Annotated in this window: 25 protein-coding genes and 1 pseudogene; 15 read left to right on the plus strand and 11 right to left on the minus strand. The window is 63.8% G+C overall.

Translation table 11 applies throughout. The features are described 5' to 3' along the window. Nucleotides 1-138 precede the first annotated feature (138 nt). Both queA and tgt read left to right on the plus strand, forming a co-directional pair. Nucleotides 139-1,221 carry a tRNA preQ1(34) S-adenosylmethionine ribosyltransferase-isomerase QueA gene (gene queA / locus AAGF34_RS02755; RefSeq protein ID WP_342619104.1) on the plus strand — a complete coding sequence of 361 codons (1,083 nt, stop codon included), beginning with the start codon at nucleotides 139-141 and terminating at the stop codon, nucleotides 1,219-1,221. Between the two features lie 20 nt (nucleotides 1,222-1,241). Then, on the plus strand, nucleotides 1,242-2,465 hold the full coding sequence (tgt, locus tag AAGF34_RS02760) for a tRNA guanosine(34) transglycosylase Tgt (RefSeq protein ID WP_342619105.1): 1,224 nt from the start codon (nucleotides 1,242-1,244) through the stop codon (nucleotides 2,463-2,465). 20 nt (nucleotides 2,466-2,485) lie between these two features. Here the strand turns inward: tgt and AAGF34_RS02765 are convergent, their stop codons facing one another. From AAGF34_RS02765 to AAGF34_RS02790, 6 genes are all read right to left on the minus strand, one after another. Beyond that, entirely contained in the window at nucleotides 2,486-4,249 is a 1,764-nt protein-coding gene (locus tag AAGF34_RS02765; RefSeq protein WP_342619106.1) for a methyl-accepting chemotaxis protein, read from the minus strand. Between the two features lie 20 nt (nucleotides 4,250-4,269). Then, nucleotides 4,270-5,520: an FIST N-terminal domain-containing protein gene (locus tag AAGF34_RS02770; RefSeq protein WP_342619107.1), complete on the minus strand. Its 1,251-nt coding sequence runs from the start codon at nucleotides 5,518-5,520 to the stop codon at nucleotides 4,270-4,272. Nucleotides 5,521-5,542: 22 nt separating this feature from the next. Beyond that, nucleotides 5,543-6,217 carry a PhaM family polyhydroxyalkanoate granule multifunctional regulatory protein gene (locus tag AAGF34_RS02775; RefSeq protein WP_342619108.1) on the minus strand — a complete coding sequence of 225 codons (675 nt, stop codon included), beginning with the start codon at nucleotides 6,215-6,217 and terminating at the stop codon, nucleotides 5,543-5,545. A gap of 99 nt (nucleotides 6,218-6,316) precedes the next feature. Continuing rightward, complete coding sequence (locus AAGF34_RS02780; protein ID WP_342619109.1) at nucleotides 6,317-6,724, minus strand: biopolymer transporter ExbD; 408 nt, start codon at nucleotides 6,722-6,724, stop codon at nucleotides 6,317-6,319. A gap of 9 nt (nucleotides 6,725-6,733) precedes the next feature. Further along, on the minus strand, nucleotides 6,734-7,429 hold the full coding sequence (locus tag AAGF34_RS02785; protein WP_342619110.1) for a MotA/TolQ/ExbB proton channel family protein: 696 nt from the start codon (nucleotides 7,427-7,429) through the stop codon (nucleotides 6,734-6,736). A gap of 18 nt (nucleotides 7,430-7,447) precedes the next feature. Then, nucleotides 7,448-8,155 carry an energy transducer TonB gene (locus tag AAGF34_RS02790; protein ID WP_342619111.1) on the minus strand — a complete coding sequence of 236 codons (708 nt, stop codon included), beginning with the start codon at nucleotides 8,153-8,155 and terminating at the stop codon, nucleotides 7,448-7,450. A gap of 97 nt (nucleotides 8,156-8,252) precedes the next feature. Here AAGF34_RS02790 and AAGF34_RS02795 point away from each other — a divergent pair, with 97 nt between their 5' ends. After that, on the plus strand, nucleotides 8,253-8,666 hold the full coding sequence (locus tag AAGF34_RS02795; RefSeq protein ID WP_342619112.1) for a VOC family protein: 414 nt from the start codon (nucleotides 8,253-8,255) through the stop codon (nucleotides 8,664-8,666). Next, nucleotides 8,666-9,265, plus strand: a complete 600-nt coding sequence (locus AAGF34_RS02800; RefSeq protein WP_342619113.1) for a MarC family protein — start codon at nucleotides 8,666-8,668, stop codon at nucleotides 9,263-9,265. The genes AAGF34_RS02795 and AAGF34_RS02800 overlap by 1 nt, the downstream gene beginning before the upstream one ends. 29 nt (nucleotides 9,266-9,294) lie before the next feature. Here the strand turns inward: AAGF34_RS02800 and AAGF34_RS02805 are convergent, their stop codons facing one another. After that, nucleotides 9,295-10,293, minus strand: a complete 999-nt coding sequence (locus AAGF34_RS02805) for a fumarylacetoacetate hydrolase family protein (RefSeq protein ID WP_342619114.1) — start codon at nucleotides 10,291-10,293, stop codon at nucleotides 9,295-9,297. 61 nt (nucleotides 10,294-10,354) lie between these two features. Here AAGF34_RS02805 and AAGF34_RS02810 point away from each other — a divergent pair, with 61 nt between their 5' ends. Both AAGF34_RS02810 and AAGF34_RS02815 read left to right on the plus strand, forming a co-directional pair. Continuing rightward, complete coding sequence (locus AAGF34_RS02810; protein WP_342619115.1) at nucleotides 10,355-11,473, plus strand: DUF3108 domain-containing protein; 1,119 nt, start codon at nucleotides 10,355-10,357, stop codon at nucleotides 11,471-11,473. Between the two features lie 86 nt (nucleotides 11,474-11,559). Continuing rightward, nucleotides 11,560-11,871 (plus strand): DUF3567 domain-containing protein, encoded by a 312-nt coding sequence (locus AAGF34_RS02815; protein ID WP_342619116.1) that lies wholly within the window; start codon nucleotides 11,560-11,562, stop codon nucleotides 11,869-11,871. Nucleotides 11,872-11,906: 35 nt separating this feature from the next. Here AAGF34_RS02815 and asd read toward each other — a convergent pair whose 3' ends face one another. Beyond that, nucleotides 11,907-12,752 carry an archaetidylserine decarboxylase gene (gene asd / locus AAGF34_RS02820; protein WP_342619117.1) on the minus strand — a complete coding sequence of 282 codons (846 nt, stop codon included), beginning with the start codon at nucleotides 12,750-12,752 and terminating at the stop codon, nucleotides 11,907-11,909. Between the two features lie 57 nt (nucleotides 12,753-12,809). Between asd and AAGF34_RS02825 the strand changes: the two genes are divergently transcribed. The 5 genes and pseudogenes from AAGF34_RS02825 to AAGF34_RS02845 all read left to right on the plus strand — a co-directional run. Next, complete coding sequence (locus AAGF34_RS02825) at nucleotides 12,810-13,697, plus strand: LysR substrate-binding domain-containing protein (RefSeq protein ID WP_342619118.1); 888 nt, start codon at nucleotides 12,810-12,812, stop codon at nucleotides 13,695-13,697. Nucleotides 13,698-13,798: 101 nt separating this feature from the next. Beyond that, entirely contained in the window at nucleotides 13,799-15,301 is a 1,503-nt protein-coding gene (locus tag AAGF34_RS02830) for an FAD-linked oxidase C-terminal domain-containing protein (RefSeq protein ID WP_342619119.1), read from the plus strand. Between the two features lie 6 nt (nucleotides 15,302-15,307). After that, nucleotides 15,308-15,670, plus strand: a complete 363-nt coding sequence (locus tag AAGF34_RS02835) for a CidA/LrgA family protein (RefSeq protein WP_342619120.1) — start codon at nucleotides 15,308-15,310, stop codon at nucleotides 15,668-15,670. After that, a complete protein-coding gene (locus AAGF34_RS02840; RefSeq protein WP_342619121.1) occupies nucleotides 15,663-16,388 on the plus strand; it encodes an LrgB family protein in 726 nt (241 codons plus the stop codon). Before AAGF34_RS02835 ends, AAGF34_RS02840 begins: the two co-directional genes overlap by 8 nt. A gap of 22 nt (nucleotides 16,389-16,410) precedes the next feature. Next, nucleotides 16,411-17,595 (plus strand): annotated as a pseudogene (locus tag AAGF34_RS02845) (pyridoxal phosphate-dependent aminotransferase); the annotation flags it as partial. 38 nt (nucleotides 17,596-17,633) lie between these two features. Here the strand turns inward: AAGF34_RS02845 and AAGF34_RS02850 are convergent. Then, entirely contained in the window at nucleotides 17,634-18,791 is a 1,158-nt protein-coding gene (locus AAGF34_RS02850) for an aminotransferase class V-fold PLP-dependent enzyme (protein WP_342619122.1), read from the minus strand. Between the two features lie 75 nt (nucleotides 18,792-18,866). Then, nucleotides 18,867-19,706 carry a phytanoyl-CoA dioxygenase family protein gene (locus AAGF34_RS02855; protein ID WP_342619123.1) on the minus strand — a complete coding sequence of 280 codons (840 nt, stop codon included), beginning with the start codon at nucleotides 19,704-19,706 and terminating at the stop codon, nucleotides 18,867-18,869. 76 nt (nucleotides 19,707-19,782) lie between these two features. Between AAGF34_RS02855 and AAGF34_RS02860 the strand changes: the two genes are divergently transcribed. Next, the gene (locus AAGF34_RS02860) at nucleotides 19,783-20,790 is read left to right on the plus strand and encodes an asparaginase (protein WP_342619124.1); all 1,008 of its coding nucleotides are present in this window, start codon (nucleotides 19,783-19,785) and stop codon (nucleotides 20,788-20,790) included. Further along, nucleotides 20,787-21,701: an arginase gene (gene rocF, locus AAGF34_RS02865; protein ID WP_342619125.1), complete on the plus strand. Its 915-nt coding sequence runs from the start codon at nucleotides 20,787-20,789 to the stop codon at nucleotides 21,699-21,701. Before AAGF34_RS02860 ends, rocF begins: the two co-directional genes overlap by 4 nt. Before the next feature lie 27 nt (nucleotides 21,702-21,728). On the opposite strand, the gene AAGF34_RS02870 is transcribed toward rocF, so the two are convergent. Then, nucleotides 21,729-22,466 carry a hemerythrin domain-containing protein gene (locus tag AAGF34_RS02870; RefSeq protein ID WP_342619126.1) on the minus strand — a complete coding sequence of 246 codons (738 nt, stop codon included), beginning with the start codon at nucleotides 22,464-22,466 and terminating at the stop codon, nucleotides 21,729-21,731. Between the two features lie 133 nt (nucleotides 22,467-22,599). Here AAGF34_RS02870 and AAGF34_RS02875 point away from each other — a divergent pair, with 133 nt between their 5' ends. Then, on the plus strand, nucleotides 22,600-23,076 hold the full coding sequence (locus tag AAGF34_RS02875) for a hypothetical protein (protein ID WP_342619127.1): 477 nt from the start codon (nucleotides 22,600-22,602) through the stop codon (nucleotides 23,074-23,076). Then, nucleotides 23,073-24,425, plus strand: a complete 1,353-nt coding sequence (locus AAGF34_RS02880) for a GAF domain-containing protein (protein ID WP_342619128.1) — start codon at nucleotides 23,073-23,075, stop codon at nucleotides 24,423-24,425. The genes AAGF34_RS02875 and AAGF34_RS02880 overlap by 4 nt, the downstream gene beginning before the upstream one ends. The last annotated feature ends 48 nt before the right edge of the window (nucleotides 24,426-24,473 follow it).

Genomic DNA, 24,473 nt, shown 5'->3' on the forward strand with positions numbered 1-24,473 from the left:
TGCGGTGCCGTTTTGGCCGCAGCCTTTCCGGCCGCTTTGGGCGGCTCGATCAGGGTGATGGAAAGGGTGGACTCCGGCATGGGACAATTCTGCCCTGTCTTTACTCCTTGGTACGGGTTTGTTCGACCCTCAAGCATCATGTCCCTTGCCCCTGGCGCCCCCGAGCGCACCTTCACCCTGAGCGACTTCGATTTCGCTCTGCCCGAAAACCTGATTGCCCAACACCCCGCCCCCGAGCGCAGTGCCTCGCGCCTGCTCGATGGGCGCGCTGCCCAGCCGGTGGACCGCATCTTCCGCGACCTGCCCGGCCTGCTGCGCGCAGGCGACCTGCTGGTCTTCAATGACACCAAGGTGCTGCACGCACGCCTGTTCGGCGAGAAGCCGACAGGTGGCAAGGTGGAGCTGCTGGTGGAGCGCGTACTGGGCGGCAACCAGGTAGCGGCCCACATGCGCGTGAGCAAGAAGCCCGAGGTGGGCACCACGCTCAAACTGCTGTGCGCTGCTGGCCATGAGGATGGCCTGTGCGCCACCTTGCTGGGCCGCTGGCCGGATGCTGACGGCCAGTTGTTCCGCTTCGTGCTGTCCAACGACCGGGGCGATGACCCGTACACCCTGATGGAGCGCCACGGCCATGTGCCGCTGCCCCCGTACATCACCCACAGCGATTCGGCCGAAGACGCCCAGCGCTACCAGACCGTGTTCGCCAAGAACCCCGGTGCCGTGGCCGCCCCCACGGCCGCGCTGCATTTTGACGAAGCCGTGCTCGCGGCACTGGACGCCATGGGCGTGCAACGCGCGCACGTCACGCTGCATGTGGGCGCAGGCACCTTCCAGCCGGTGAAGACGGAGAACCTGGCAGAACACCATATGCACAGCGAGTGGTACCAGGTGCCCGAAGCCACGCAGCGTGCGATTGCCGAATGCAAGGCCCGCGGCGGACGCGTGGTCGCCGTGGGAACCACCACCGTGCGCACGCTGGAAAGCTGGGCCCAGAGCGGCCAGGCCAGTGGCGACACCACCATCTTCATCACGCCCGGCTTCACCTTCACCCATGTGAACCTGCTGCTGACCAACTTCCATCTGCCCAAGTCCAGTCTGATGATGCTGGTAAGCGCCTTTGCCGGGTACGACCACATCATGGCGCTGTATCGGCATGCCATTGCAGAGCAGTACCGCTTCTTCAGCTATGGCGACGCCATGCTGCTGGCACGACAATCCTGAACATCCGTATCCGACACACCATGCTGAAATTCGACCTCCTCAAGACCGACCCCGCCACTGCCGACGGCTCCTACCTGGGCAGCCATGCCCGCCGTGGCAAGCTCACGCTCAACCACGGCGTGGTGCAGACGCCCATCTTCATGCCGGTGGGCACCTATGGCACGGTCAAGGGCGTGACGCCGCAAAGCCTGCACGACATGAATGCCCAGATCATCCTGGGAAACACCTTCCACCTGTGGATGCGCCCCGGGCTGGATGTGGTCAAACAGTTCGGCGGCCTGCACGCGTTCGAGAAATGGGACAAGCCCATCCTCACCGACTCCGGCGGCTTTCAGGTCTGGAGCCTGGGCGAGATGCGCAAGATTTCCGAGCAAGGCGTGAAGTTCGCCTCCCCCGTGAACGGCGACAAGCTGTTTCTCACGCCCGAGATCAGCATGCAGATCCAGACCATTCTCAACAGCGACATCGTCATGCAGTTTGACGAGTGCACGCCCTACCTTTCGGTGGAGCCCAAGACCAAGGGCCAGGTGACGACCGAGCGCGAGGCGCGCAGCTCCATGGAGCTCAGCCTGCGCTGGGCTGCGCGCTGCAAGGAGGAGTTCGCCCGCCTGGCCAACCCGAATGCGCTGTTCGGCATCGTGCAGGGCGGCATGCATACCCATTTGCGCGACGAGTCACTGGCCGGCCTGGAAGCGCTGGACTTCCCCGGCATTGCCGTGGGCGGCCTCTCGGTGGGTGAACCCAAAGAAGACATGATGCGGGTGCTCAAACACATAGGCCCCAAGCTGCCCACGCACAAACCGCACTACCTGATGGGCGTGGGCACCCCGGAAGACCTGATTGCCGGCGTGCAAAACGGCATCGACATGTTCGACTGCGTCATGCCCACCCGCAATGCCCGCAACGGCACGCTGTTCTCCCGCTATGGCGACCTGAAGATCCGCAATGCCCGCCACAAGGCCGACCCCAAACCGATTGACGAGACCTGCACCTGCTACGCCTGTGCGGGAAGCCCTACGCCGGAAGGCGCGCAATCGTGGGCCAACGGCGGGCGGGCCGGCTTCAGCCGTGCTTACCTCCACCACCTAGACCGCTGCGGCGAAATGCTGGGCCCCATGCTGGCCAGCATCCACAACCTGCACTACTACCTGAACCTGATGCAGGAAATCCGCGATGCGCTAGATGCCGGTCGCTTTGGCGCCTATGTGGCCCAGTTCCACGCGGACCGCGCCCGCGGCGTCTGAGCCGCCTTTACCGCTTCAGCTCAGAAAGTTTCCCACTCGTCGTCACCCTTGGCGGGTGTGACCTTGGCGGTGAGCGTGGGTGGTTCCGCGCGCACGGGTGCAGGCGCAGGTGCGGCAGCCTTGGGTGCGGCGGGCTTTGCCTTGGCGGCCGCGTCTGCACGACGCTCTTCCCCGTTGAAAGGTTTGCCCTGAGAGCTGGGTGAACGCACGCCCACCTTGCTGGGCAAGGGAACGTGATCCGCGGCTCCCAGCCTGAATACAGCCACTGCCTGCACCAGTTCGCCCGCCTGGGTCTTGAGGCTGCTGGCCGCTGCCGCCATCTGCTCCACCAGGGCTGCGTTCTGCTGCGTGGTGTGGTCCATCTGGGAAACGGCTTCTCCCACCTGGGCCACACCGGCGGACTGCTCGCCGCTGGCAGCGCTGATCTCGCCCATGATGTCGGTGACGCGCCGGATGGACGCCACCACCTCGGTCATGGTGGCGCCCGCCTTGTCCACCAGCAGCGTGCCCTGCTCCACACGTTCCACGCTCGCACCGATGAGGGACTTGATTTCCTTGGCCGCATCGGCACTGCGTCCGGCCAGGGCACGGACTTCGGAAGCCACCACTGCAAAGCCGCGGCCTTGCTCTCCGGCGCGCGCTGCTTCCACCGCGGCATTCAGCGCCAGGATGTTGGTCTGAAAGGCAATGCCGTCGATCACGCTGATGATGTCGGCAATCTTGCGCGAACTCTCGTTGATGCCCTGCATGGTCTGTACCACCTGGCCCACCACTTCCCCGCCTTGTACGGCGACGGTGGAGGCATTCATGGCCAATTGGTTGGCCTGGCGCGCGTTGTCGGCGTTGTGCTTTACCTGGGAGCCCAGTTCCTCCATGCTGGCGGCGGTCTGCTCCAGCGCGCTGGCCTGGCTCTCAGTCCGGGCGGACAGATCATGGTTGCCCTGAGCGATTTCCGAAGAGGCCGTGGCCACGCTTTCCGAGCCCTGACGTACGTGCGAAACCACCCGCACCAATGCCGTCTGCATTTCCTTCAACGCACGCAACAGCATGCCGGTTTCGCTGTTGCCCCGGGCTTCAAAGGAATAGGCGAGGTCGCCACCCGCAACAGCGCGCGCCACGTCCACGGCCAGGTTGATGGGTTGCGCAACAACACGGGGAATCCAAATCGCGGCAAGCACTGCAGCAACCAGCGCCAGGCCACCTGCGATTTCCACTGCCATGCGCATCTGGCTGATTGCCGATGAGGCCTCTTCGCGGGCCCCCTGCATCTGCTTTTCCACAAAGATCACCAGCGCATCAACCGCAGCAAGGTAATTCTGCTCCAGCTGCGCGACTTCAGTCTGCAGCGCGATCTTGGCCAGTTCCTGGGAACTGACCGCCTTGTTCATGAATTTCTGGCTTGCCGGCACATATTGGGCGCGCGCAGCCAGGGTTGCCTTGAAGAGCGTCTGGCCCTCTTCGGATTTGAATGTGCCTTCCAGCTTGGCAAATTGGTCTGCGTCTTCCTTCTGCAGGCGTCCGACGGACTCTATGGCCTTCTTGATGTCATCGGCATCTGACAGTAGCAGCAGATCTCGCTGGATACGGCTGGATTCCCTGGCGCGGCTATTGATGGACTGCAATGCACTGATCTTGGGATAGCGGTTGTCCAGGACGCTGCTGAATGAGCCCTGCACACTGTTGGCCTTCCAGAGGCTCAAGGCCCCCATGATCACGATCAAAATGGCCAGCAGGCCAAAGCCCAGGCGCAACAAGGTGGCGATTTTTATATTGGATGTATTCATATTTGTCTCTGGCCCAAATCTTATGTAGTAAACACGGTCAGCACGCCGGTGTAGCCATACAGATGGTCATAGGCGATCTCGCCGCCGGCAAAGAAACCGACCAGTGGCACATCGCCAAGCGCCCTGCGCACCAGTTGCAGCTCGGCGCTGGGGCCACCAAAATGCGGTCCACCACGGCCAGTGCAACTCACATACACCGCTCCGGCTATGCGGCGCGCCGGATGGGGCGCCGACTCCAGCTCCGAGGCCATCAGTGCATTGGCGGTCTGCAACGGCATCTCCTGCGGCTCCAGCTCCTCCCGGATCTCCGCACACACCCGCATCAGGTCGGCACGCGCCGCCTGCATGTTGCGCTGGCAAAAGGCCATGCGGCTGTCCTGCTGCACCGGTGCTGCGATGGCCACGCCGCGGCGGGCCGGGTCCAGTCCGATGATGTGGCGCACCATGACGTCATTGCCGAAGTTGCCGGTCTGGCGAACCAGTTCATCACCGGCCTCGACCAGACCGACCAGGGTCGAGCGCACCGCTTCTATGGCCTCCTGCGGCTTGTCCAGCGTGACGTGCAGGTCCTCCAGCAATACGTCGAGCGCGGGAATCCCGTCGAGCTCAAGGATCAGGTTGCCGTCCGCCGCAGTCACCGTGCGCGCAGCGGATACCGGCACGCAGCCTTGCGTAACACGCGACACCAGGCCCACGCCGGGGCCGAATGCCACGCCACTCATGCCTCCGCTAAACACGCCGCTGGCCGCACCCTGCCCGCTGATGTTGCCGTCGGCAGCGACGGCAAATTGCACACTGACCGACCGGCTGGACGACAGTCCTCCGAACAGGAAACCGGCATCCGTTCGATGCGCCAGCTCGGCAATGAGCTCCACCACGTCGGGCGTGCTGCCATCTGCGTGCACCAGTGCCGTGTTGACCTCAAAGCCCATGCCCAGCGGTGCCACACCGGAAAAGATGCGGTACTGATCGGTAGGCAATTCCAGCAACATGACGGCCAGTGCGGGTTCGTCAAAGTACTCCACGTTGTTGGAACTGATGCCCACGCCCACGGTGCCGGACCAATCCGTCACCAGGGGCAGTTCGCCGCTCAGGTATTCCAGAATGTCTTGCGCGTCGGTGGCGTAGTGGTCGGTGATGTAGAGCAAGGCCAACGTAGGGTTCGCCGCATAGCCGTGCAGCGCCATCTGGGCACGCAATTGCGCCAGTACCAGAGCCGCCGCCATTTGCCACTGCGGATGCGTGGCATGGCCATAGGGAAACAGCTTCATTCCACGCCTGCCATCGATGCAGTTATCGGCCGGTGGTCTTGCGCGCTGCCGTCTTGCGCGCAGCTGTCTTCTTGGCCGGAGCCTTCTTGCGCGCCACGGGGGCTGCCTTGACGGGCTCCTTGACACTGGCAGCCGCCATGGTCTTGGCCAGGTCTATGCCCGCCTTGGCCGTGACTTCCTGCATAGCGTTGGACGCAATCTGCTGGAACTGCTGTGTCAGGGAACCCCACAACTGCAGGGGGTCGACCATGGACGCACCCGCCGCTGCCTTGGAAGCCGGTTTGCCGGGTTCGGCACTTGCAGTGGGCTCTTCGTCTGCAGGCTTGGCTGCGCTGGCGGCCTTTTCTGCCGCTTTGGGCGGCGGGGAGGCGGGCGTCTCGGCAGACTTGGCACCAAATGCGCTGGCCACCTCGCTCAGGTTGAAGTTCATGCCCTTGAGCGTGGCCAGCGTCATGCGCTGCACTTCCAGTGCCTGGACGGTGGCCGAGAGCGCGCGGGAATTCTGCTCCAGCCAGAACTGCACGTTCTTGAGTTCTCCAATGCGCTTGTCGAGTTCTTCCACGCTGAGTGTGGGAGCGATCCAGTTGCCCATATTGGGCATCTGGTTCACGCTGGCGCTGGCACCCTTGGCAAGGGTCTGCAAGAAATCAAAACCTGGGACGAACTTGGCAAATCCGGTGGCGTCTGTGTCGCTCATGCTGTCTCCTTGAAGTCATTGAAATATGCGCGCTGCCTTGCAAGCACTGTACTCCATCCACAAGCCACCACGGCAGTTAAATCGGAGCGCAAACGGCGCCTAGCCGGGGTCGGTGACAAAGCCGATTTTGTGCAGTCCGGCGCGTTGGGCGGCAGCCATGGCACTGGCCACACGCTCGTAGCGTACCGCCTTGTCACCGCGTATATGCAACTCGGGCTGGGGCACCCTGGCCGCCGCCGCAGCCATGCGCGCGGGCAGTTCGGCATCGCTCAGTGGGATGTCGTTCCAGAAATAGGCACCGGAGGCATCCACGCTCAGGCGTATGGTTTCGGGTTTGATGTTCTCGGGCTGGTTGGTGGCGCGCGGCAACTCGATGTTGACCGCATGCTGCATCACCGGCACGGTGATGATGAAGATGATGAGTAGTACCAGCATGACGTCCACCAGGGGCGTCATATTGATCTCGTTCATGACTTCGTCGGTGTCGTCCTGGGTTCCGAAGGCCATGTGCGCTCCTTAGGTGTGCTTGCCTGAACCCACGCGCGCGCCGGTCACAAAGTAGGCATGCAGGTCATGGGCGAAGCGGTTGAGCTTGGCAATGATGGCCTTGTTGGCACGTACCAGCGCGTTGTACCCCAGCACTGCCGGAATGGCCACTGCCAGGCCCAGGGCGGTCATGATCAGCGCTTCGCCAATGGGCCCTGCCACCTTGTCGATGGTGGCCTGGCCCGCCATGCCGATGGACATGAGCGCGTGGTAGATGCCCCAGACCGTGCCGAACAAACCGACAAAGGGTGCGGTGGAACCCGCCGAAGCCAGGATGGCCAGGCCGGACTGCATGCGCGCGGTGCTGTCATCCACGCTGTTGCGCAGGCTGCGCGTCACCCAGTCACTGAAGTCAAAGCCTTCGTGCAACTCGGCCTGCGCGCTGCCCTTCCCTGTCAAATGGGTTGCAGCCTTCTGACCTTCCTGCGCCAGCGCCACAAACGGACTGTCTACCGGCCCCAGCGCGCGTATCCCTTCTGCAAAGTCCTTGGCGTGCCAAAAGGATTCGATGGCAGCCGCCTGACGGGAGAGGCGCCGCAGGTCCAGCAAACGAAAACCGATCACCAGCCACGAGGCCAGGGACATCGCAAGCAGCACCAGCAGCACGACGCGGCTGACCGCGTCGCCTTGCATCCACACATTGACCAACCCGAAAGTGGGATTCATTGCCTTGTTCTCCAAAAACTAATCCGTCAGCTGGAAGGGAATGGGCACGTCCACCGACATCTCCACCGGTGCGCCATTGCGTTTGCCCGGGACAAACGTCCATTCCAATACTGCTTCGCGCGCCGCGCGGTCCAGCAGATTAAAACCACTGGACGACTTCACCACTACTTCACGCACCTTGCCGTCCGGCCCCACCAATACGCTGAGTATGACCTTCCCCTGCTCGTTGCGGCTCAGGCTAAGCCGGGGGTACTTTGGTTTGGGGTTGTGCAGGTAGTCGGCGGTACTGGAGGGCAGCTCCATCTTGGGAGCGGCAGGTGGCGCAGCAACTGGCAGTGCAGCCAAAGGCTGTGCCGGCGCCGCCAATGCTGGCTGGCCAGCCTGAACGCCCGCGGGTGCACTGGGTGTGGGCGTGGCATCGGCAATCGCCTGCGGCGCAGGCACGGCCACCGGTGCCGGGTTGGGTAGCAAAGGCGCCGGTATTGTGACGGCATTCTGTTTGGGAGCAGGCACTTCCTTGTTTGCAGGGGCTGGTTTCACAGGTGCAACGGGCGCGGGCATCGGTTGCTCCGAAATGGCCTCCACTGGCACCACGATTTCACGATCAGCTTCGACAAAACGCTGCAGCAGGCCCGTCTGCAAGGCCCATAGCGCCAGCGCATGCAAGAGCAGCACGCAGGCGACCAGAATAAAACGCTGGCGATGAACGGGGTTGGTGAGCGACATGGGGTGGAGCACCCCATTTTCCTCCATACCGCCCCCAGCGCCGTGACGGGCCTTACGCCGCCATATTGGCCATTGCACGGGCTGCTATCCTGCGGGCATGCGCAGCCTGTTTCATTTCGCCTTCAACGTCACCGACCTGGATACCGCGCGCCGCTTTTACGGCGGCGTGCTGGGCTGCGCCGAAGGGCGCAGCACCGCCACCTGGGTGGACTTTGATTTCTTCGGCCACCAGCTCTCGCTGCACCTGGGCGAACCTTTCAAGACGGCCAACACCGGCCATGTGGGTGACCACCTGGTGCCCATGCCGCACTTTGGACTGGTTCTGGCCCTGCCCGACTGGCAGGCCCTGGCACAGCGCCTGCAGGATGCCGGCACCGCCTTTGTGCTGGAGCCGCAACTGCGCTTTGCCGGTCAACCCGGCGAGCAATGGACCATGTTCTTCCTGGACCCGTTTGGCAACCCGATCGAGGTCAAAGGGTTTGCCTCGCTCGACACCCTGTACGCCGCATGATGAATTACACCTTTCTGTCGGCCACCATCCTGCTGGTGCTGATTACCGACCCGGTGGGCAACATCCCCATCTTTGCCAACGCGCTCAAGCATGTCGCGCCGCAGCGCCGGCCCTGGGTGATCCTGCGCGAAATCATGATCGCCTTTGTGCTGCTGCTCACCTTCATGTTTGTGGGCGAGCGCTTCCTGCAGGTCATGAACCTGAGCGAGCTGGCGCTGCAGATCGGTGGCGGCGTGATCCTGTTCCTGATCGCCTTGCGCATGGTGTTCCCACCGCCTGAAAGCATGGACCCGGAACAGATGGAAGAGCCACTCATCGTGCCGCTGGCGGTGCCCGCCGTGGCCGGCCCCAGCGCGCTGGCCACCGTGCTGCTGCTGGTATCGCAGCAACCGGAGCGGCGCATGGAGTGGATAGGTGCCCTGTGCGTCACCATGCTGGTGAGCGCCGTGGTGCTGGTTTCGGCAGAGCGCATCCAGCGCATCATCGGCACCCGCCTGGTGGTGGCGGTGGAACGGCTGATGGGCCTGGTGCTGGTTTCCGTGGCCATCGAGATGATGCTGCGCGGTATCAAGACCTTCGCACAGCAGCTGCACGGCTGAGCGCCGCAAACGCGGCGCCCTGGCCGGACTCAGTCCTGCAGCGCCACCACTTCCTGCTCGATCGCGCCGAACACGCTGTGGCCGGCGGCGTTCTTCATGTCGATACGCACGGTGTCGCCAAACCGCAGGTACTCTGTCGCCGCCTGCCCGTCCTGCACGATTTCCATGGCGCGTTTTTCGGCGATGCAGTGGTAGCCGGCTGGCCAGCTCCACTGGCCCTTTTTCTCGGTCCCCGCATTGCTGACCGGGCCTGCGGCCACTATGCTGCCTGCGCGCACTGCGCGGGTCTTGGCCAGATACGCCAGCAGCTGACCGAAATGCATGCCCATGCCTGCACCCGCGTCGCCCATGCCTACCTTGCGGCCATTCCAGCTGCATTGCAGTGTGAGGTTCACCCGCCCTTTGGACCAGGCTTCACCCAGTTCATCGGGCGTCACTGCCACCGGGCTGAAAGCGGTGGCGCACTGGCTCTGCACCGAAGCGCTGGCGGCTGCATCGGCAGGCAGCAGGTTGCGCAACGTCACCAGATTGCACAGCGCCAGCAAGCGCACACCGTCCAGAGCACGGTCACCCGGGCATTCCTGCGGTATGTCCCCAGTGATCACTGCCACGGCAGCACCAAAATCCACACCAAACGCCTCGGTGGCACAGCGCAGCGGCTCGTGCGCCCCCAGCAGCGCGTCGCCACTGGCCTGCGCCATCTGCAGCACGGGCGAGGACTCTTCCACACCGCGGGATTTGTTCAGCAATGCGGCCAGGCTGGGATAGGCATCTGCCTGCACCACCTGGTAGGCACGTGGCAGCGGCGCCATGCATTGGGCCGGGTCGAAAGGAAAGGCGTGGCGCGCACGGCCCGCGTTCAGTGCATCAAAAATATCCTGCAACTGCGGCGAGAGGTAATTCCAGTCGTCCAGCACCTGTTGCAGCCGGTTGGCAATGTGGGTGGCGTAATGGGCCTGGCTCAGGTCCCGGGAGACCACGACCAGTTGGCCGTCGCGGGAACCGTCTTTGTAGCTTGCAAGTTTCATGGGGGGATTTTCGCCGCATTTATGCTGTGCCCTAAACTCACTGCCCACCACGCCCTACTCCATGCGCAAGCTTTTGATCCTGACCGCCGCCGTTGCACTGGCCCATGTGCTGCTGCTAGGTGGCCTGCCCAGCGGCATAGGCTTTCACGTGGGAAACCCTGACAGTGCCCCAGACCTGCACTTCGAGACCCGCACCATCGACGAGCCACCGGCAGTCGCTCGTCCGACTCCGCCACACGCCCCCCCCCGGCCCGCACCCCACGCGGCTCCTAAGCCGATAGCGCCCGCCCCGGAACCACCGGCGCCCGCGGCCACAGTCGACCCCACACCCGCAGTTGCCGCACCCGGCCCTACAGACGCCGTGGATGCCGCACCAGCCGTAGCAGCGACAGCACCGCAACCGCCTGCCAGTGCACTGGCCGTGCTTGCCGCAGCCAAACCCGAGCCACCTGCCAGTGCCAGCGTGACGCCCTCGCCGCTAGTCGCTTCCACCGCCGCCGCTGCGGGCGCCGAAGTCCGGCGCGCCCAGAAGGTGTCCTATTCCGAGCCGGTGCGGCTGCTGTATGACGGCAAGGGCGAGGAAAAGGGGTACATCAAGTACGCCGCGTCCGGCGAGCTGCTATGGCAACCCGATACGCTGCAGTACACCGCCAAGCTGGAGCTCTCGGCTTTCGGCTTTCGGCTGCGCACCTGGACCAGCAAGGGCGAGCTGACTGACAGCGGCCTGCAACCCACGCGCTTTGGCGACAAGCCGCGCGGCGCCGAGCAGGCCACCCATTTCCAGCGCGACAAGGGCATCATCTCCTTCAGTGCCAACAACCCGGACGTGCCGCTGCAGGCAGGTGCACAGGACAAGCTCAGCGCGATGCTGCAACTCAGTGCCATGGTGGCGGGCGAGCCTGCGCGCTACCCGGCGGGTTCGGTCATCAGCTTCCAGGCAGCCGATGCACACCGGGCGGAACTGTGGGACTTCAAGGCTGGCACGCCGGAATCCATGGAACTGCCGGGCGGCACGCTGATGGTGGTGCGCTTTGTCAAGGAGCCCACAGTGGAGTTCGACCAGCGCATCGAGGTCTGGCTGGCGCCGGACATGCATTACCTGCCGGTGCGCATCCGCATTACCGAGGCCAGCGGCGCATTTGCAGACCTTTTGTGGCGAAAGTCACAAAAACCGGACTGAAGGCCTTGGAAGCCGAGTTTTCCTGTTAATCTTGAATTGCGACAGCCCGCTCCCAATTGCAAAGCAACATAGGAACCCGCTACGACATGCACACACTCTACGATTCTGAAACCTACTCGGTCACCCACATGCTGGCCAACCTGGAGTCGGAGGTGCAACACCCCTCCGGCGCCAGCAAGACAGAACACGGTGCACAGGTACTGCCCATGCTGCTGCGCCACGGCTTTGAAATCGTGGACAAACGATCCGGCAAAGAGGTCTATCTGGACGGCTCCTGGGCCGAACTCTTCCAGCAGCACATCGTTGCATGGCAGGTGAACACCCCGACCCAGGAAGAGGTGGAAGACACGCTGGAGCGCTACGCCGAACTGGCGCAAAACCCGGTACTGGTGCACTAAAACCTCCCCGCGCAGCGCGCGGGGAAGTCGCCCTTTCAGGGCTTGGAGGCCATGGCTTCGCCCATGCGGATGGCGCCAGCGGGCGCCCACTGCGGGTTGAACGCGAGTGTGCCCTTGCCAAACAGCATCACCACGGTGGAGCCCAGCAGGAAGCGGCCCATCTCCTCACCCTTCTTCAATTGCACGGCACCGGCGTCGTAATGCCACTCGCACACCTGCGGGCTGCGCGGCGGGTTCACCTGACCATGCCAGACCGTGGCCATGCTGCCCACAATGGTGGCGCCCACCAGGGTCAGCACGAAAGGACCGTCTGCACCGTCAAACACACACACCACCCGTTCATTGCGGGCGAACAGCCCCGGCACGCCCCGCGCCGTGGTCGGGTTGACTGAGAACAGATCGCCCGGCACGTAGATCATGCGGCGCAAGGTGCCGTCACAGGGCATGTGAATGCGGTGGTAGTCGCGCGGGCTCAGATACAGGGTGGCAAAGGCGCCATCCTGGAACTGCGCCGCCAGCGCCGCGTCGCCACCCACCAGCGCGGTGCTGCTGTAGCTGTGGCCCTTGGCCTGGAAGATCTGGTCGCCGGCTATGGGGCCGAACTGGCTGATGGCGCCGTCCACCGGGCACAGGTAATCGGCTGCGGCCAGAGGGCGCGCACCGGCCTTGAGCGCGCGGGTGAAAAAGTCGTTGAAACTGGCATACGCGGAAACGTCTGGCTGGGCCGCCTCGCCCATGTTCACCTGGTAGCGCTTGACGAACCAGCGGATTAGCGCTGTGGTGATGGCGCCACCCTTGGCACCGGCTACCCAGCCGGCGAAGACGGTAAGCGCCTTCTTGGGCAGGAGGTACTGCGGCAGCACCGCTAGGGAGTCGGACATGGCAGTTTCTCGGGTGTTTGGGTATGCGGGGGGAGGGCCGCGAATTATAGTGAGGGCATGAGCACCGCCCGCATTCCTCCAATTCAGTGTCTGTTGACCTTTGAAGCACTGGCGCGCCTGCGCAGTGTGACCCAGGCCTCCGAAGAACTGCACGTCACGCCCAGCGCCATCAGCCACCGGGTGCGTCAGTTGGAGGAGATCATAGGCACCAAGCTGTTCGGACGGGCCGACTTCTCGCTCACCACCGAGGGTAGTGAATACCTGGCCCATGTGCGTGAAGGGCTGGCCATCCTGCAAAAGTTCCCCAGCTCCACCTCGGTTCCGGGAAAACGCAAGCTGCGGCTGGCCGTCACGCCCACCTTTGCGCGCAGCATCCTCATCCCCCGGCTGCGCCAGTTCACCGACGCCTACCCGGAAATCGACCTGACGCTGCAGGTATCCATCCCGCTGCTGGACGTGGTGGCCGAAGACGCCGACCTGACGGTGCGCTTTGGCGCCGGGCGTTACTCCGACCTGGAATACCTGTGCCTGACCAAGGACGAGGTGACGCCCCTGGCCTCACCCACCTATGTGCGTGAGCACGGGCCATTCGAGTCGGCGCAGGATCTTGACAACATGCCCTTGCTGCGCAGTCCTCTGGAACCCTGGCGCACCTGGTTTGCCGCCAATGGGCTGGACTGGCCCGAACCCACGGAAGGCTCGCAGTTCAACGACATCGGCCTAATGTGCGACTGCGCCGCTGCCGGCATGGGCATCGCACTGGTGCGGCTGAAACTGGGTGCGCCCTGGCTGGAGCAAGGCTCCCTGGTGCGCCTGGGCACCGCCGATGCGTTCATGCGCAATGTGCCCAGCCCCCACGCCCACTACCTGTGCTGGCGCACCGGTGCCATGGACCGCTGGGAAGTGGCCGCTTTCACCGAGTGGCTCAAGAAAGCCATGGCCTGACCACGCAACGTGGCGGCAATTCAACAGCCCGTGCAAGTTAATTCACGCCACACCTGCGGCGCTTGCCCTACAGTGGACAGACACCCCAAAACACGCTCTTCATGAACGCCCCGACCCCATCTGCTGCCAACGAATTGATGCAACGCGCCGAACTGCAGGCCCGCGTGTTGCAGGCCCTCAAACCCCTGCTGCCACCCCACGCCCTGCTCTACCAGACAGAAGACACCACGCCCTACGAATGCGACGGCCTCACCGCCTACCGCGCCCGCCCCTTGCTGGTGGCATTGCCGGAAACCGAGGTCCAGGTGGCCGCCGTGCTCAAGGCCTGCCACGCGCTGGAAGTGCCCGTGGTGGCACGCGGCGCCGGCACCGGCCTGTCGGGCGGCGCCATGCCCAACCCGTTGGGCGTGACCCTGTCGCTGGCCAAGTTCAACAAGATCGTAAAGATCGACAAGCGCAGCCGCACAGCAGTCGTGCAGTGCGGCGTGCGCAACCTGGCTATTAGCGAGGCAGCCTCACCCTATGGCATGTACTACGCGCCCGACCCCAGCAGCCAGATCGCCTGCACCATTGGTGGCAACGTAGCGGAAAACTCCGGCGGCGTGCACTGCCTGAAATACGGCCTGACGCTGCACAACATCCAGAAGGTGCGCGGCTTCACTGCCGAAGGCGAACCCGTCACATTTGGCAGCGACGCGCTGGACGAGCCCGGCTACGACCTGATGAGCGTGCTGGTGGGCAGCGAAGGCATGCTGGCCGTGACCACCGAGGTCACCGTCAAGCTGGTGCCCAAGCCCCTTCTGGCGCGTTGCATCATGGCGAGCTTCGACGACGTGCGCAAAGCCGGGGAAGCGGTAGCCTCCGTGATTGCCGAGGGCATCATCCCGGCCGGGCTGGAGATGATGGACAAGCCCATGACCGCCGCCGTGGAAGACTACGTGCACGCCGGCTACGACCTGGACGCCGCCGCCATCCTGCTGTGCGAGAGCGACGGCACGCCCGAAGAGGTGGAAGAGGAAATCGGCCGCATGAGCGCAGTGCTCACCGCCGCTGGCGCCACCCGCATTGCGGTAAGCCAGAGCGAGGCCGAGCGCATGCGCTTCTGGAGCGGACGCAAGAATGCATTCCCCGCATCGGGCCGCATCAGCCCGGACTACATGTGCATGGACAGCACCATTCCACGCAAGCGCCTGGCCGACATCCTGCTGGCCATCCAGGAGATGGAAAAGAAATACCAGCTGCGCTGCTGCAATGTGTTCCACGCTGGCGACGGCAACCTGCATCCGCTGATCCTGTTCGATGCCAACGACCCCGACCAGTTGCACCGCTGCGAACTGTTTGGCGCCGACATCCTGGAAACCAGTGTGGCCATGGGCGGCACGGTGACCGGCGAGCACGGTGTGGGCGTGGAAAAACTCAACAGCATGTGCGTGCAGTTCTCGGCCGAAGAAAACGCCCAGATGTTTGCGCTCAAGGCCGCCTTTGATACCAAGGGCCTGCTCAACCCGGGCAAGGTGATTCCCACGCTGCACCGCTGTGCCGAGTACGGCAAGATGCTGGTGCTCGGCGGGCAGATCAAGCACCCCGAACTCGAACGTTTCTAGGCTGCGATGCAGGCGCTGCGCGGCATCACCTGGCTTTTGCTGCTGCAATCCATCGGCGAGGTGATTTCACGCGGGCTGCACCTGCCGCTGCCCGGACCGGTGGTGGGCATGCTGCTGTTGCTGGTGGCGCTGCGTTGGCCGTTGGTGCAGGAAAGCGTGGGTGCGGTGGCGGCTTTTTTACTGCAGCACCTCTCGCTGCTGTTTGTGCCGGTGGGTGTGGGCGTGATGACGCACCTGGATGTGCTGGGCACTTACGGCGTGCGTATCGCAGTGGTGATCGTGCTGTCCACCTGGGCCAGCTTGGCCGTCACTGCACTGGTGCTGCGCGCCCTGCTCAAAGACGATGCTACGGAGGAGGGCCATGGCTGAGTTCGTGCAGCTCTGGGTGTACCTGTCTTCCACACCCCTGTTCGGGCTGACCGCCACGCTGGTGGTGTATGTGCTGGCGCAGGCCTTCTATGGCCGCATGGGGCAGGCTGCCTGGGCCAACCCGGTACTGTGGTCGGTACTGACGCTGGCCGTGGGACTGACGCTCACCGGCACTGCCTACCCCACGTATTTTTCGGGTGCGCAGTTCATCCACTTTCTGCTGGGGCCCGCCGTGGTGGCGCTGGCCTGGCCGCTGTGGGAGCGCCGAGCCGTGCTGCGCTCGCGCTGGAGCCGCTTTGCCATCGCGGCATTGGCCGGCGGTGCGGCAGCTGCCGTCAGCGCCACCGGCCTGGCCTGGGCACTGGGCCTGCCGCACGATGTGCTGCTGTCTCTGGCGCCCAAGTCGGTGACCGCGCCGGTGGCCATGGGTGTGGCGGAAAAACTAGGCGGCATTCCGGCGCTGGCTGCAGTCTTTGCGGTGGTGACTGGCATGGTGGGCGCGCTGTCGGGCAAGTACCTGTTTGATGTGTTGCGCATTGGCAGGGACGCCACCGGTTGGATGGCGCGCGGCTTTGCGCTGGGCACTGCGGCGCACGGCATAGGCGCGGCCCGCGCCATGCAGGTCAACGCCGATGCCGGCGCCTGGGCGGCGCTGGCGCTGGGGTTGCAAGTCGTGTTTGCATCGGTCCTGATCCCGCTGGTAGCGCGTATGCTGTGAGGCTGTTTCCACACGCCCCACTACCATGCGCAGCACCATACAGAACCTCGAAGAATCCAAGATCCGTGAAGTAGCCAACGCCGGCATAGGGCGCACCGATGTGCTGGCTTTCTGGTTTGGCGAGAGCGATGAAGTCACACCTGACTTCATCCGTGAAGCGGCCATCGATTCATTGCGCCAGGGCGAGACCTTTTACGCCCACAACCTGGGCCTGCCGCCGCTGCGCGAAGGCCTTGCCCGCGCCATGACGGCCAAGCACCCGCAGCACAATGCGGGCGCGGGCATTACGGCGGACCGCATTGCGGTGACCAGTGGCGGCGTGAGTGCGCTGATGCTGGCGGTGCAGGCGATTGTGGACCCGGGTGATGAAGTGGTGGCGGTTACCCCAGTGTGGCCCAACCTGACGGCGCAGGCGCTGATCATGGGCGGCAAGTTGCGCACGGTCAGCCTGCAACCCAAGGCGGGCGCCTGGACGCTGGACCTGGACGCGCTGCTGGCGGCCATCACGCCAGCCACCAAGCTGCTGATCGTCAACGCGCCCAACAACCCCACGGGCTGGACGCTCACGCCCGAGGAGCAGCGTGCCATCCTGGCGCATTGCCGCAAGACAGGCACCTGGATACTGGCCGACGAGGTCTACGAAAACCTGTATTACGAGCCCACAGCGCAGGCCTGCGCGCCCAGCTTTCTGGACCATTCCGTGCCAGAAGACCGGCTGCTGGTGGTACACAGCTTTTCCAAGAGTTACCTCATGACCGGTTGGCGCTTAGGCTGGCTGGTACTGCCGCCCACGCTGACGCAGGCCATGGGCAAGCTGATCGAGTTCAACACCTCCTGTGCCAGCACCTTTGTGCAGCGTGCCGGCATCGCGGCGCTGGATCGTGCCGATGAAGTCACGCCGCGCGTGGTGCAGCACCTCAAGGCCTGCCGCGATGCGCTAATACCCGCATTGCAGGCGCTGGCGGGTGTGGAAGTGGCCAGCCCCAAGGGCGGGATGTATGCGTTTTTCAAGGTGCCGGTGGCGGGTGACTCACTCACCATTGCCAAGCGGCTGGTGCAGGAAGCGGGGCTGGGCCTGGCACCGGGCAATGCGTTTGCCCCGGAGGCCAATGGCTGGCTGCGCTGGTGCTTTGCGTCCAAGGACATTGCGCGTCTGCACCAGGGTGTTGCGCGCCTGCAGGCCTGGCTGCAGGCCAACGCGCGCTAAAGCCCGCAAGGCGCACTGCGCCGCAGGCAACGAACCTCTCAGGCGGCAACAGCCTCTGCGGGTGCCTTGATGCCCATGGCGTCCAGCGCGGCGGCCAGATGCGCCACACTGCGGTCCACGTTGTGCAGCTTCTCCAGGCCGAACAGGCCCACGCGGAAGGTCATGAAGTCGGCCGGCTCGTCGCATTGCAGCGGCACACCGGCAGCAGTCTGCAGGCCCAGCGCCAGGAACTTCTTGCTGTTCTGGATATCGGCGTCGCTCGTGTAGCTCACCACCACACCCGGCGCCTTGAAGCCCTCGGCTGCCACACTGACAATGCCGCGGCTCTCGAACAGCGCACGCACTTGGGTGCCCAGAGCGATCTGCTCCTGGCGTACCTTCTCGAAACCGTAGGCGCGGGTTTCACGCATGACTTCGTGCAGACGCACCAGGGCGTCGGTGGGCATGGTGGCGTGGTAGGCATGGCCGCCCTTTTCGTAGGCTTCCATGATCTGCAGCCACTTCTTCAAATCGCAGGCAAAGCTGGTGCTGGTGGTGCCGTCGATGGCGGCGCGCGCACGGGCGCTGAGCATCACCATGGCGCAGCAGGGCGAGCCGCTCCAGCCCTTTTGCGGTGCGGTCACCAGCACGTCCACGCCAATGGCTTCCATATCGACCCACAGTGCGCCGGAGGCAATGCAGTCCAGCACGAAGAGGCCACCCACTTCATGCACGGCGTCTGCCACAGCACGCAGGTAGTCGTCGGGCAGGATCATGCCGGCCGAGGTTTCCACATGGGGCGCAAACACCACATCGGGTTTTTCGTCGCGGATGGTGGCCACCACTTCGGCAATGGGGCACGGCACCCAGGGCGCCTGCTTGGCATCGCTGGTGCGGCGTGCTTTGAGCACGGTGGACTGTGCGGGGATGCTGCCCATCTCGAAGATCTGGGTCCAGCGGTAGCTGAACCAGCCGTTGCGGATGACCATGGCCTTCTTGCCAGTGGCGAACTGGCGTGCCACGGCTTCCATGCCGAAGGTGCCGCTGCCGGGAACCAGCGCCACGGAAGGCGCGTGGTACACCTCCTTGAGCATCGCGGAAATGTCACGCATCACGCCCTGGAAACGCTGCGACATGTGGTTGAGTGCGCGGTCGGTATAGACCACGGAAAATTCGAGCAATCCGTCCGGATCAATATGGGGTACGAGTCCTGGCATGGTGAGGGTCTCCGTCAAATTGTTATGTCAGCAAAGTCGGGCAGTCAGCTTAGCACGCGGGGCTGTTTAGCGCAGCTAGACAAACCCGCGCACCGGAAAGTCTGCTCCGCGCTGTATCCAGTTGGTGGGCGCATAGGCCGTACGGGCGTCGGTCACATGCAGGGTGTAGGCATGGCGCGAGATGGGGGAACGGTTGGGCGCACTGTAGTGCGGCAGCAGGCCGTGGAACACCACCAGCGTGCCGGCCTGCACTTCCAGCGGAACCGCCGTACTGCTATCGGGCCAGGCCGTGGCGTCCAGGGGCTCCTTGCGCACAACGTCACCGTGGCGCACAAAGCGTTCACGCAAGGGGCCGTGGTGGCCGCCCACCTGGGTCCAGAGGCAGCCGTTCTGCAGCGTGGCGTCTTCCAATGCAAACCAGAAGGTGGTCACGCTGATGGGGGTACTGTCGAAGAAGGTGGCGTCCTGGTGCCAGCCCACTTCGCCGCCAATGCCGGGCTGCTTGAAGATGTACATGGACTGCCAGATCTGTGGCTGCTCCAAGCCCACGCCCTTGGCCACGGCATCCAGTGCCGCGCCGCGCGAAAACGCGCTGAACACCGGGTCCAGATCGTGCATGGCGTGGCCGATCTTGTTGATGGACAACTCCTTGGCCTGGCGCAGGTTGCCGTCCGCATCAAACGCCTCTTCTTCAAAGAAGCAACTGCTCTTCGTTGCGGAGTCCAGGAAGTAGCGGTCTATGGTGCGGACCTGGTCGTTGGTGGTGAAGATGGTCTTGCTGGTCTGCGGGTCGAAGTCGTGCACCATCTGCATAGCGCGTGCGCGCAACGCGGCAATTTCGTCCGCGCGCTTGAAGCCCGGCAACACCAGGAAACCCTCGCGCTGGTAGCGCGCCATCTGCTCTTGTGAAAGCATGCTGAAAAACCCTTGTTGATGTCGGCAGTATAGGCAAGGCATCCGCTTTCGCTCCATACGCACTATGCTTGCGGCCATGCAACTCGAACCCCTGATCGAACTCACCCGCGGGTCTTTAAGCGAATGCCTGCACTTCGGCGCCATTGCGGTGGTCAACACACGCGGCGAGCTGGTCGCCCATGCGGGCGACGCCCACCTGCGCACCTTCACCCGCTCCACCCTCAAGGCGCTGCAGGCATTGCCGTTCATAGAGGCCGGCGGCCACACCCAACTGGGCTTCACGCAAGCCGAAGTGGCGATGCTGTGTGCCAGCCACAACGGCGAAGACGCCCACGTGGCGGCGACCGACTCCATGCTGGGCAAGGCCGGCCTGCATTACAAAACGCTGCGCTGCGGCTGCCATGTGCCGGGCATCTTCACCCAGCTGGAGCAGGCACCGCCCGAAGGCCTGCAGTTTGACGAGCGCCACAACAACTGCAGCGGCAAGCATGCGGGCTTTCTGGCGCATTGCGTGCAAAGCGGCTGGCCGGTGCAGGACTACATAGCCCCGGAGCACCCCCTGCAGCAAGCCATCCGCCGTGACGTGGCCCGTGCAGTGGGCATGGACGCAGAAGATATGGGAATGGGCATAGACGGCTGCTCGGCGCCCAACTACGCCATGCCGCTGTCGCGCCTGGCCTATGGCTATGCGCGGCTGGCCAGTGGCGCAGCCGACGCGGAGTTCGGCGAGAGCTTTGCCACGCTCTCCAGCGCCATGACCGCAGAGCCCTGGATGGTGAGCGGCACGGCGCGCAACGATCTGGCCTTCATGCAGGCCGGGCGCGGCGACTGGGTCAGCAAGGTGGGCGCCGACGGTGTGCAGGTGATTGGCAGCAAGAGCCGGGGCGAGGCGCTGGCCATCAAGATCATCGACGGCAACAAGCCGGCCCTGTTTGCCACCACCGTGGCCGTGCTGGACCAGCTGGGCTGGCTCGACGATGCACAACGCACCCAACTGGAACCCTGGCGTGCCAGCACCCTGCGCAATGCACGCGGCCTGCATGTGGGCAGCCGCTCTCCCATCTTCACACTGCACACACCATGAACACACAGATCAGTCTGATAGGTGCACCCACCGATGTGGGCGCTGGCAGCCGCGGCGCCAGCATGGGGCCAGAAGCCCTGCGCGTGGCCCACATCGCCAGCACGCTGGAGAGCCACGGCCTGGAAGTGCTGGATCGCGGCAACCTGAGCGGCCCGCGCAACCCCTGGCTACCGCCGGTCAATGGCTACCGGCACCTGGCCGAAGTGACCGCCTGGAACCAGACGCTGCATGCGGCGGTCTACGCCGAACTGCAACTGGGCCGCCTGCCCATCGTGCTGGGCGGCGACCATTGTCTGGGCATTGGCAGCATCAGCGCCGTGGCACGCCACTGCCGCGATGTCGGCAAGAAGTTGCGCGTGCTGTGGCTGGACGCCCATGCCGACTTCAACACCAGCGCGCTCACGCCCAGCGGCAACATCCACGGCATGCCGGTGGCCTGCCTGTGTGGCCACGGCCCGCAGGAGTTGATCGAAATCGGTGGCCAAGTGCCCGCTATCCAGGCGCAGTGGGTGCGCCAGATCGGTATCCGCAGCGTGGACCAGGGCGAAAAACGCTTTGTGCACGCGCAGGGGCTGGAGGTGTTCGACATGCGCTTCATCGACGAAATGGGCATACGCTCCACCATGGAGCAGGCCTTGATGGAGCTGGACGACAACACCCATCTGCATGTGAGCTTTGATGTGGACTTTCTGGATCCCGACATCGCCCCCGGCGTGGGCACCACCGTGCGCGGCGGCCCCACCTACCGGGAAGCCCAGCTGTGCATGGAGATGATTGCCGACACCGGGTTGCTGGCCTCCATGGATGTGATGGAGCTCAACCCCGCGCTGGACGAGCGCAACCGCACGGCAGAAGTGGCGGTGGACCTGATCGAGTCGCTGTTCGGAAAGAGCACGTTGATGCGGGACTGACGTCCCCATCGCCGCGCCCTTTGCCACTCAGCCGGCGACCAGGCCGGGGGTAACCGGCAGTTGCAGGGCACGTGCCAGCTTGGCCCATTCCGTGTCGTTGAGCGTCTCACGGGCCACATTCATCAGGGCTTCGAACACGGGCTTGGGAGCACCGGCTTTGATGCCGGTGAACTTGGCCACGCGCTCGGGGTGGGACATGCCAGGGATCATCCAACGCATGGACTGCATCATCATGGGCGGCGCGATATCGGCCACCAGACGCTGCTCGATGCCGAGGATTTCTGCGTCGGTATAGCTGTTCCACAACACCGCGTTGTTCCGCGTCTCCTCTACGTGCATGTGCACCATGTTGTGCGCAATGAACAACGCCAGCGTCTGGTAGAGCGCGCGTGCTGCCGATTCGCGCTGTGCCGGTTGTGCCGCCGCCAGTTGGTTGGCCAGATTGCGCAATGCCGCAATTTCGAGTTCGTGCTCGATGTGTTCCGCAGCGATCTTGCCACTGGAGCCCGGCGCACGGGCTTCCATGGCCGCGTGAACGTGGGCGTTTTCATGCGCGAGGTGGCCTTCGCAGAAATCGGCCAGGCCTTGCACCTGTTCGCATGCCTTGGCTACGCAGGCCGCGTCCTGCCAGTCCGCACTGCCGACCCGTTGCAGCGTGTGACCCATGCACATGCGCAGTGCCTTGTGTATGTCACGGTAGATGTCCAGGCGTACGTGGCTGTTGGCATGGGCCACTGCGGCAGATTCAGCATTATCAAATTTCATAGTTTTCCCTTGGTTGGTTCAATTCACATGTGGCTATCCATCCACGGCATGACTGTAGAAATTTCACCGTCTTCTTGCGGCTAACTATTTGATAAAGGAAGCTTAAAATTTTGCTAAATACATTCGCCACCCCATGATCAGCATTCAGCAACTGGAGCTATTGAATACGCGCAGCGATGTGGTCATTGCCACGCGCAGTGCAACGATGGCGCCCAGTGTGTGTTGGAGTATGGGTGGCCACGTGGCAGAAGACCGCAAGTCCGCAACGGTGTGGACACGCAGGGACCATGCGTCCCAGGCCACGGCCGATATTGCATCGAACGGCTGGATCGCTGCCGTGTTCACCGTGCCCTTCACCAACTTCAGCTTGCAACTCAAGGGACAGGATGCCCGCGTGCGCGCCGTCGATGCAACGGATGCTGCGCTGCTCGAGCGCCACGTGTCGAATATGGTCAGGGAGTTGCGGCTGGTGAATGTCAGGGAGGCGTTTGCGCGTGCGGCCTTTGACCAGTGTCCCGACGACCTGGTGGCAATCGACTTCACCATCCACAGCGTGTTTGAGCAAACACCCGGACCTCGTGCAGGGCGCACAGTCGAGCCCTCGCCATGAACGTGCGCATAGACCACATCCGCGAGGCCATGGAAGGCGTCATACCTGGCGTCATGGCCACCTGCTCAGCAGAGGGGGAGCCCAATGTGGCCTTTCTGTCGCAGGTGCAGTATGTAGACCGATCGCACATTGCACTGTCGTACCAGTTCTTCAACAAGACGCGACGCAACATCCTGGCCAACCCCTATGGCCAGCTGACCATCGTCCATCCGCGCACAGCTCAGATATACCGTCTACGCTTGCACTATCTGCGCACCGAAAGCAGCGGCCCCCTGTTCGAGCGCATGAAAGCGCATCTGGAAGGCATTGCCTCGCACACGGGCATGAGTGGTGTCTTTCGTTTGCTGGGCTCCGACATCTACGAGGTGTTGAACGTCGAGGCGTTGCCGGGCAATACCCTGCCCGCTCCAGTGCCCGATCGCAACCACCTGTCGGCACTGCGCCGGTGCAGTGAGCGCATCGCGGAATGCGCCTCCCTGAGCGCCCTGGTGGATACCACACTGGATGTGCTGGAACAGGAGATGGGCATAGAACATGCCATCTTCCTCATGCTCGATGAAAGCGGTACACGCCTCTACACCGTCGGCAGCCGGGGCTATTCCACTTCGGGCGTGGGCTCGGAAGTGGCGCTGGGCGATGGCGTCATCGGTGTCTGCGCAGAAGCAAAGTCAGCTATCCGTGTAAGTTGGGTAACGCAAGCCTACCGCTACAGCAAGGCCATACGTGATGTGGTGCTGCAGGACGGCATAGGGCGCACGCTTTCCACCGAGATCCCCTACCCGGGCCTAGCAGATCCGCACAGCCAGCTGGGCCTGCCTTTGATGCAGGCCGGCAAGGTGTGCGGTGTGCTGTTTGTGGAGAGCAACGTGGACTTGCGATTCAGCTACGACGACGAGGACACGCTGGCTGCTTTGGCTGCACAGGTCGCCGCAAGCATGCGTGCGCTGCAGGAAGGCGGCGACGGCTCCATCGATGCCGAGACGCCCGCCCCGCAAGACTCCGTGGTGGCCGCGCCACCGCCTGCACAAAGCCTGCGGGTGCGCTGCTTCCGCGAGTCCCGCAGCATCTTCTTCGACGATACCTACATCATCAAGGGCGTGGCCGGTGCCATTCTGTGGCACTTGCTACAGGAGTATGTGCGTGACGGACGCACCGAGTTCAGCAACCGCGAGATCCGTCTCAATCCGGACCTGGGCCTGCCAGACGTGGTGGACAACTTGGAGGCGCGCCTGGTCCTGCTGCGGCGGCGCCTGGCAGACCAGGCCATGGGCATTGCGATCGAAAAATGCGGACGCGGACGGCTACGCCTGAGTGTTCAGGGGAGCGTCGAGCTCAAGCAGGTGGACTGATCTCGGCAACCCCGAAATCGCGCCCACCACTCCAGCGCATCCAGGCAG

This window comes from Rhodoferax sp. GW822-FHT02A01 (assembly GCF_038784515.1).
Lineage (GTDB): Bacteria > Pseudomonadota > Gammaproteobacteria > Burkholderiales > Burkholderiaceae_C > Allorhodoferax.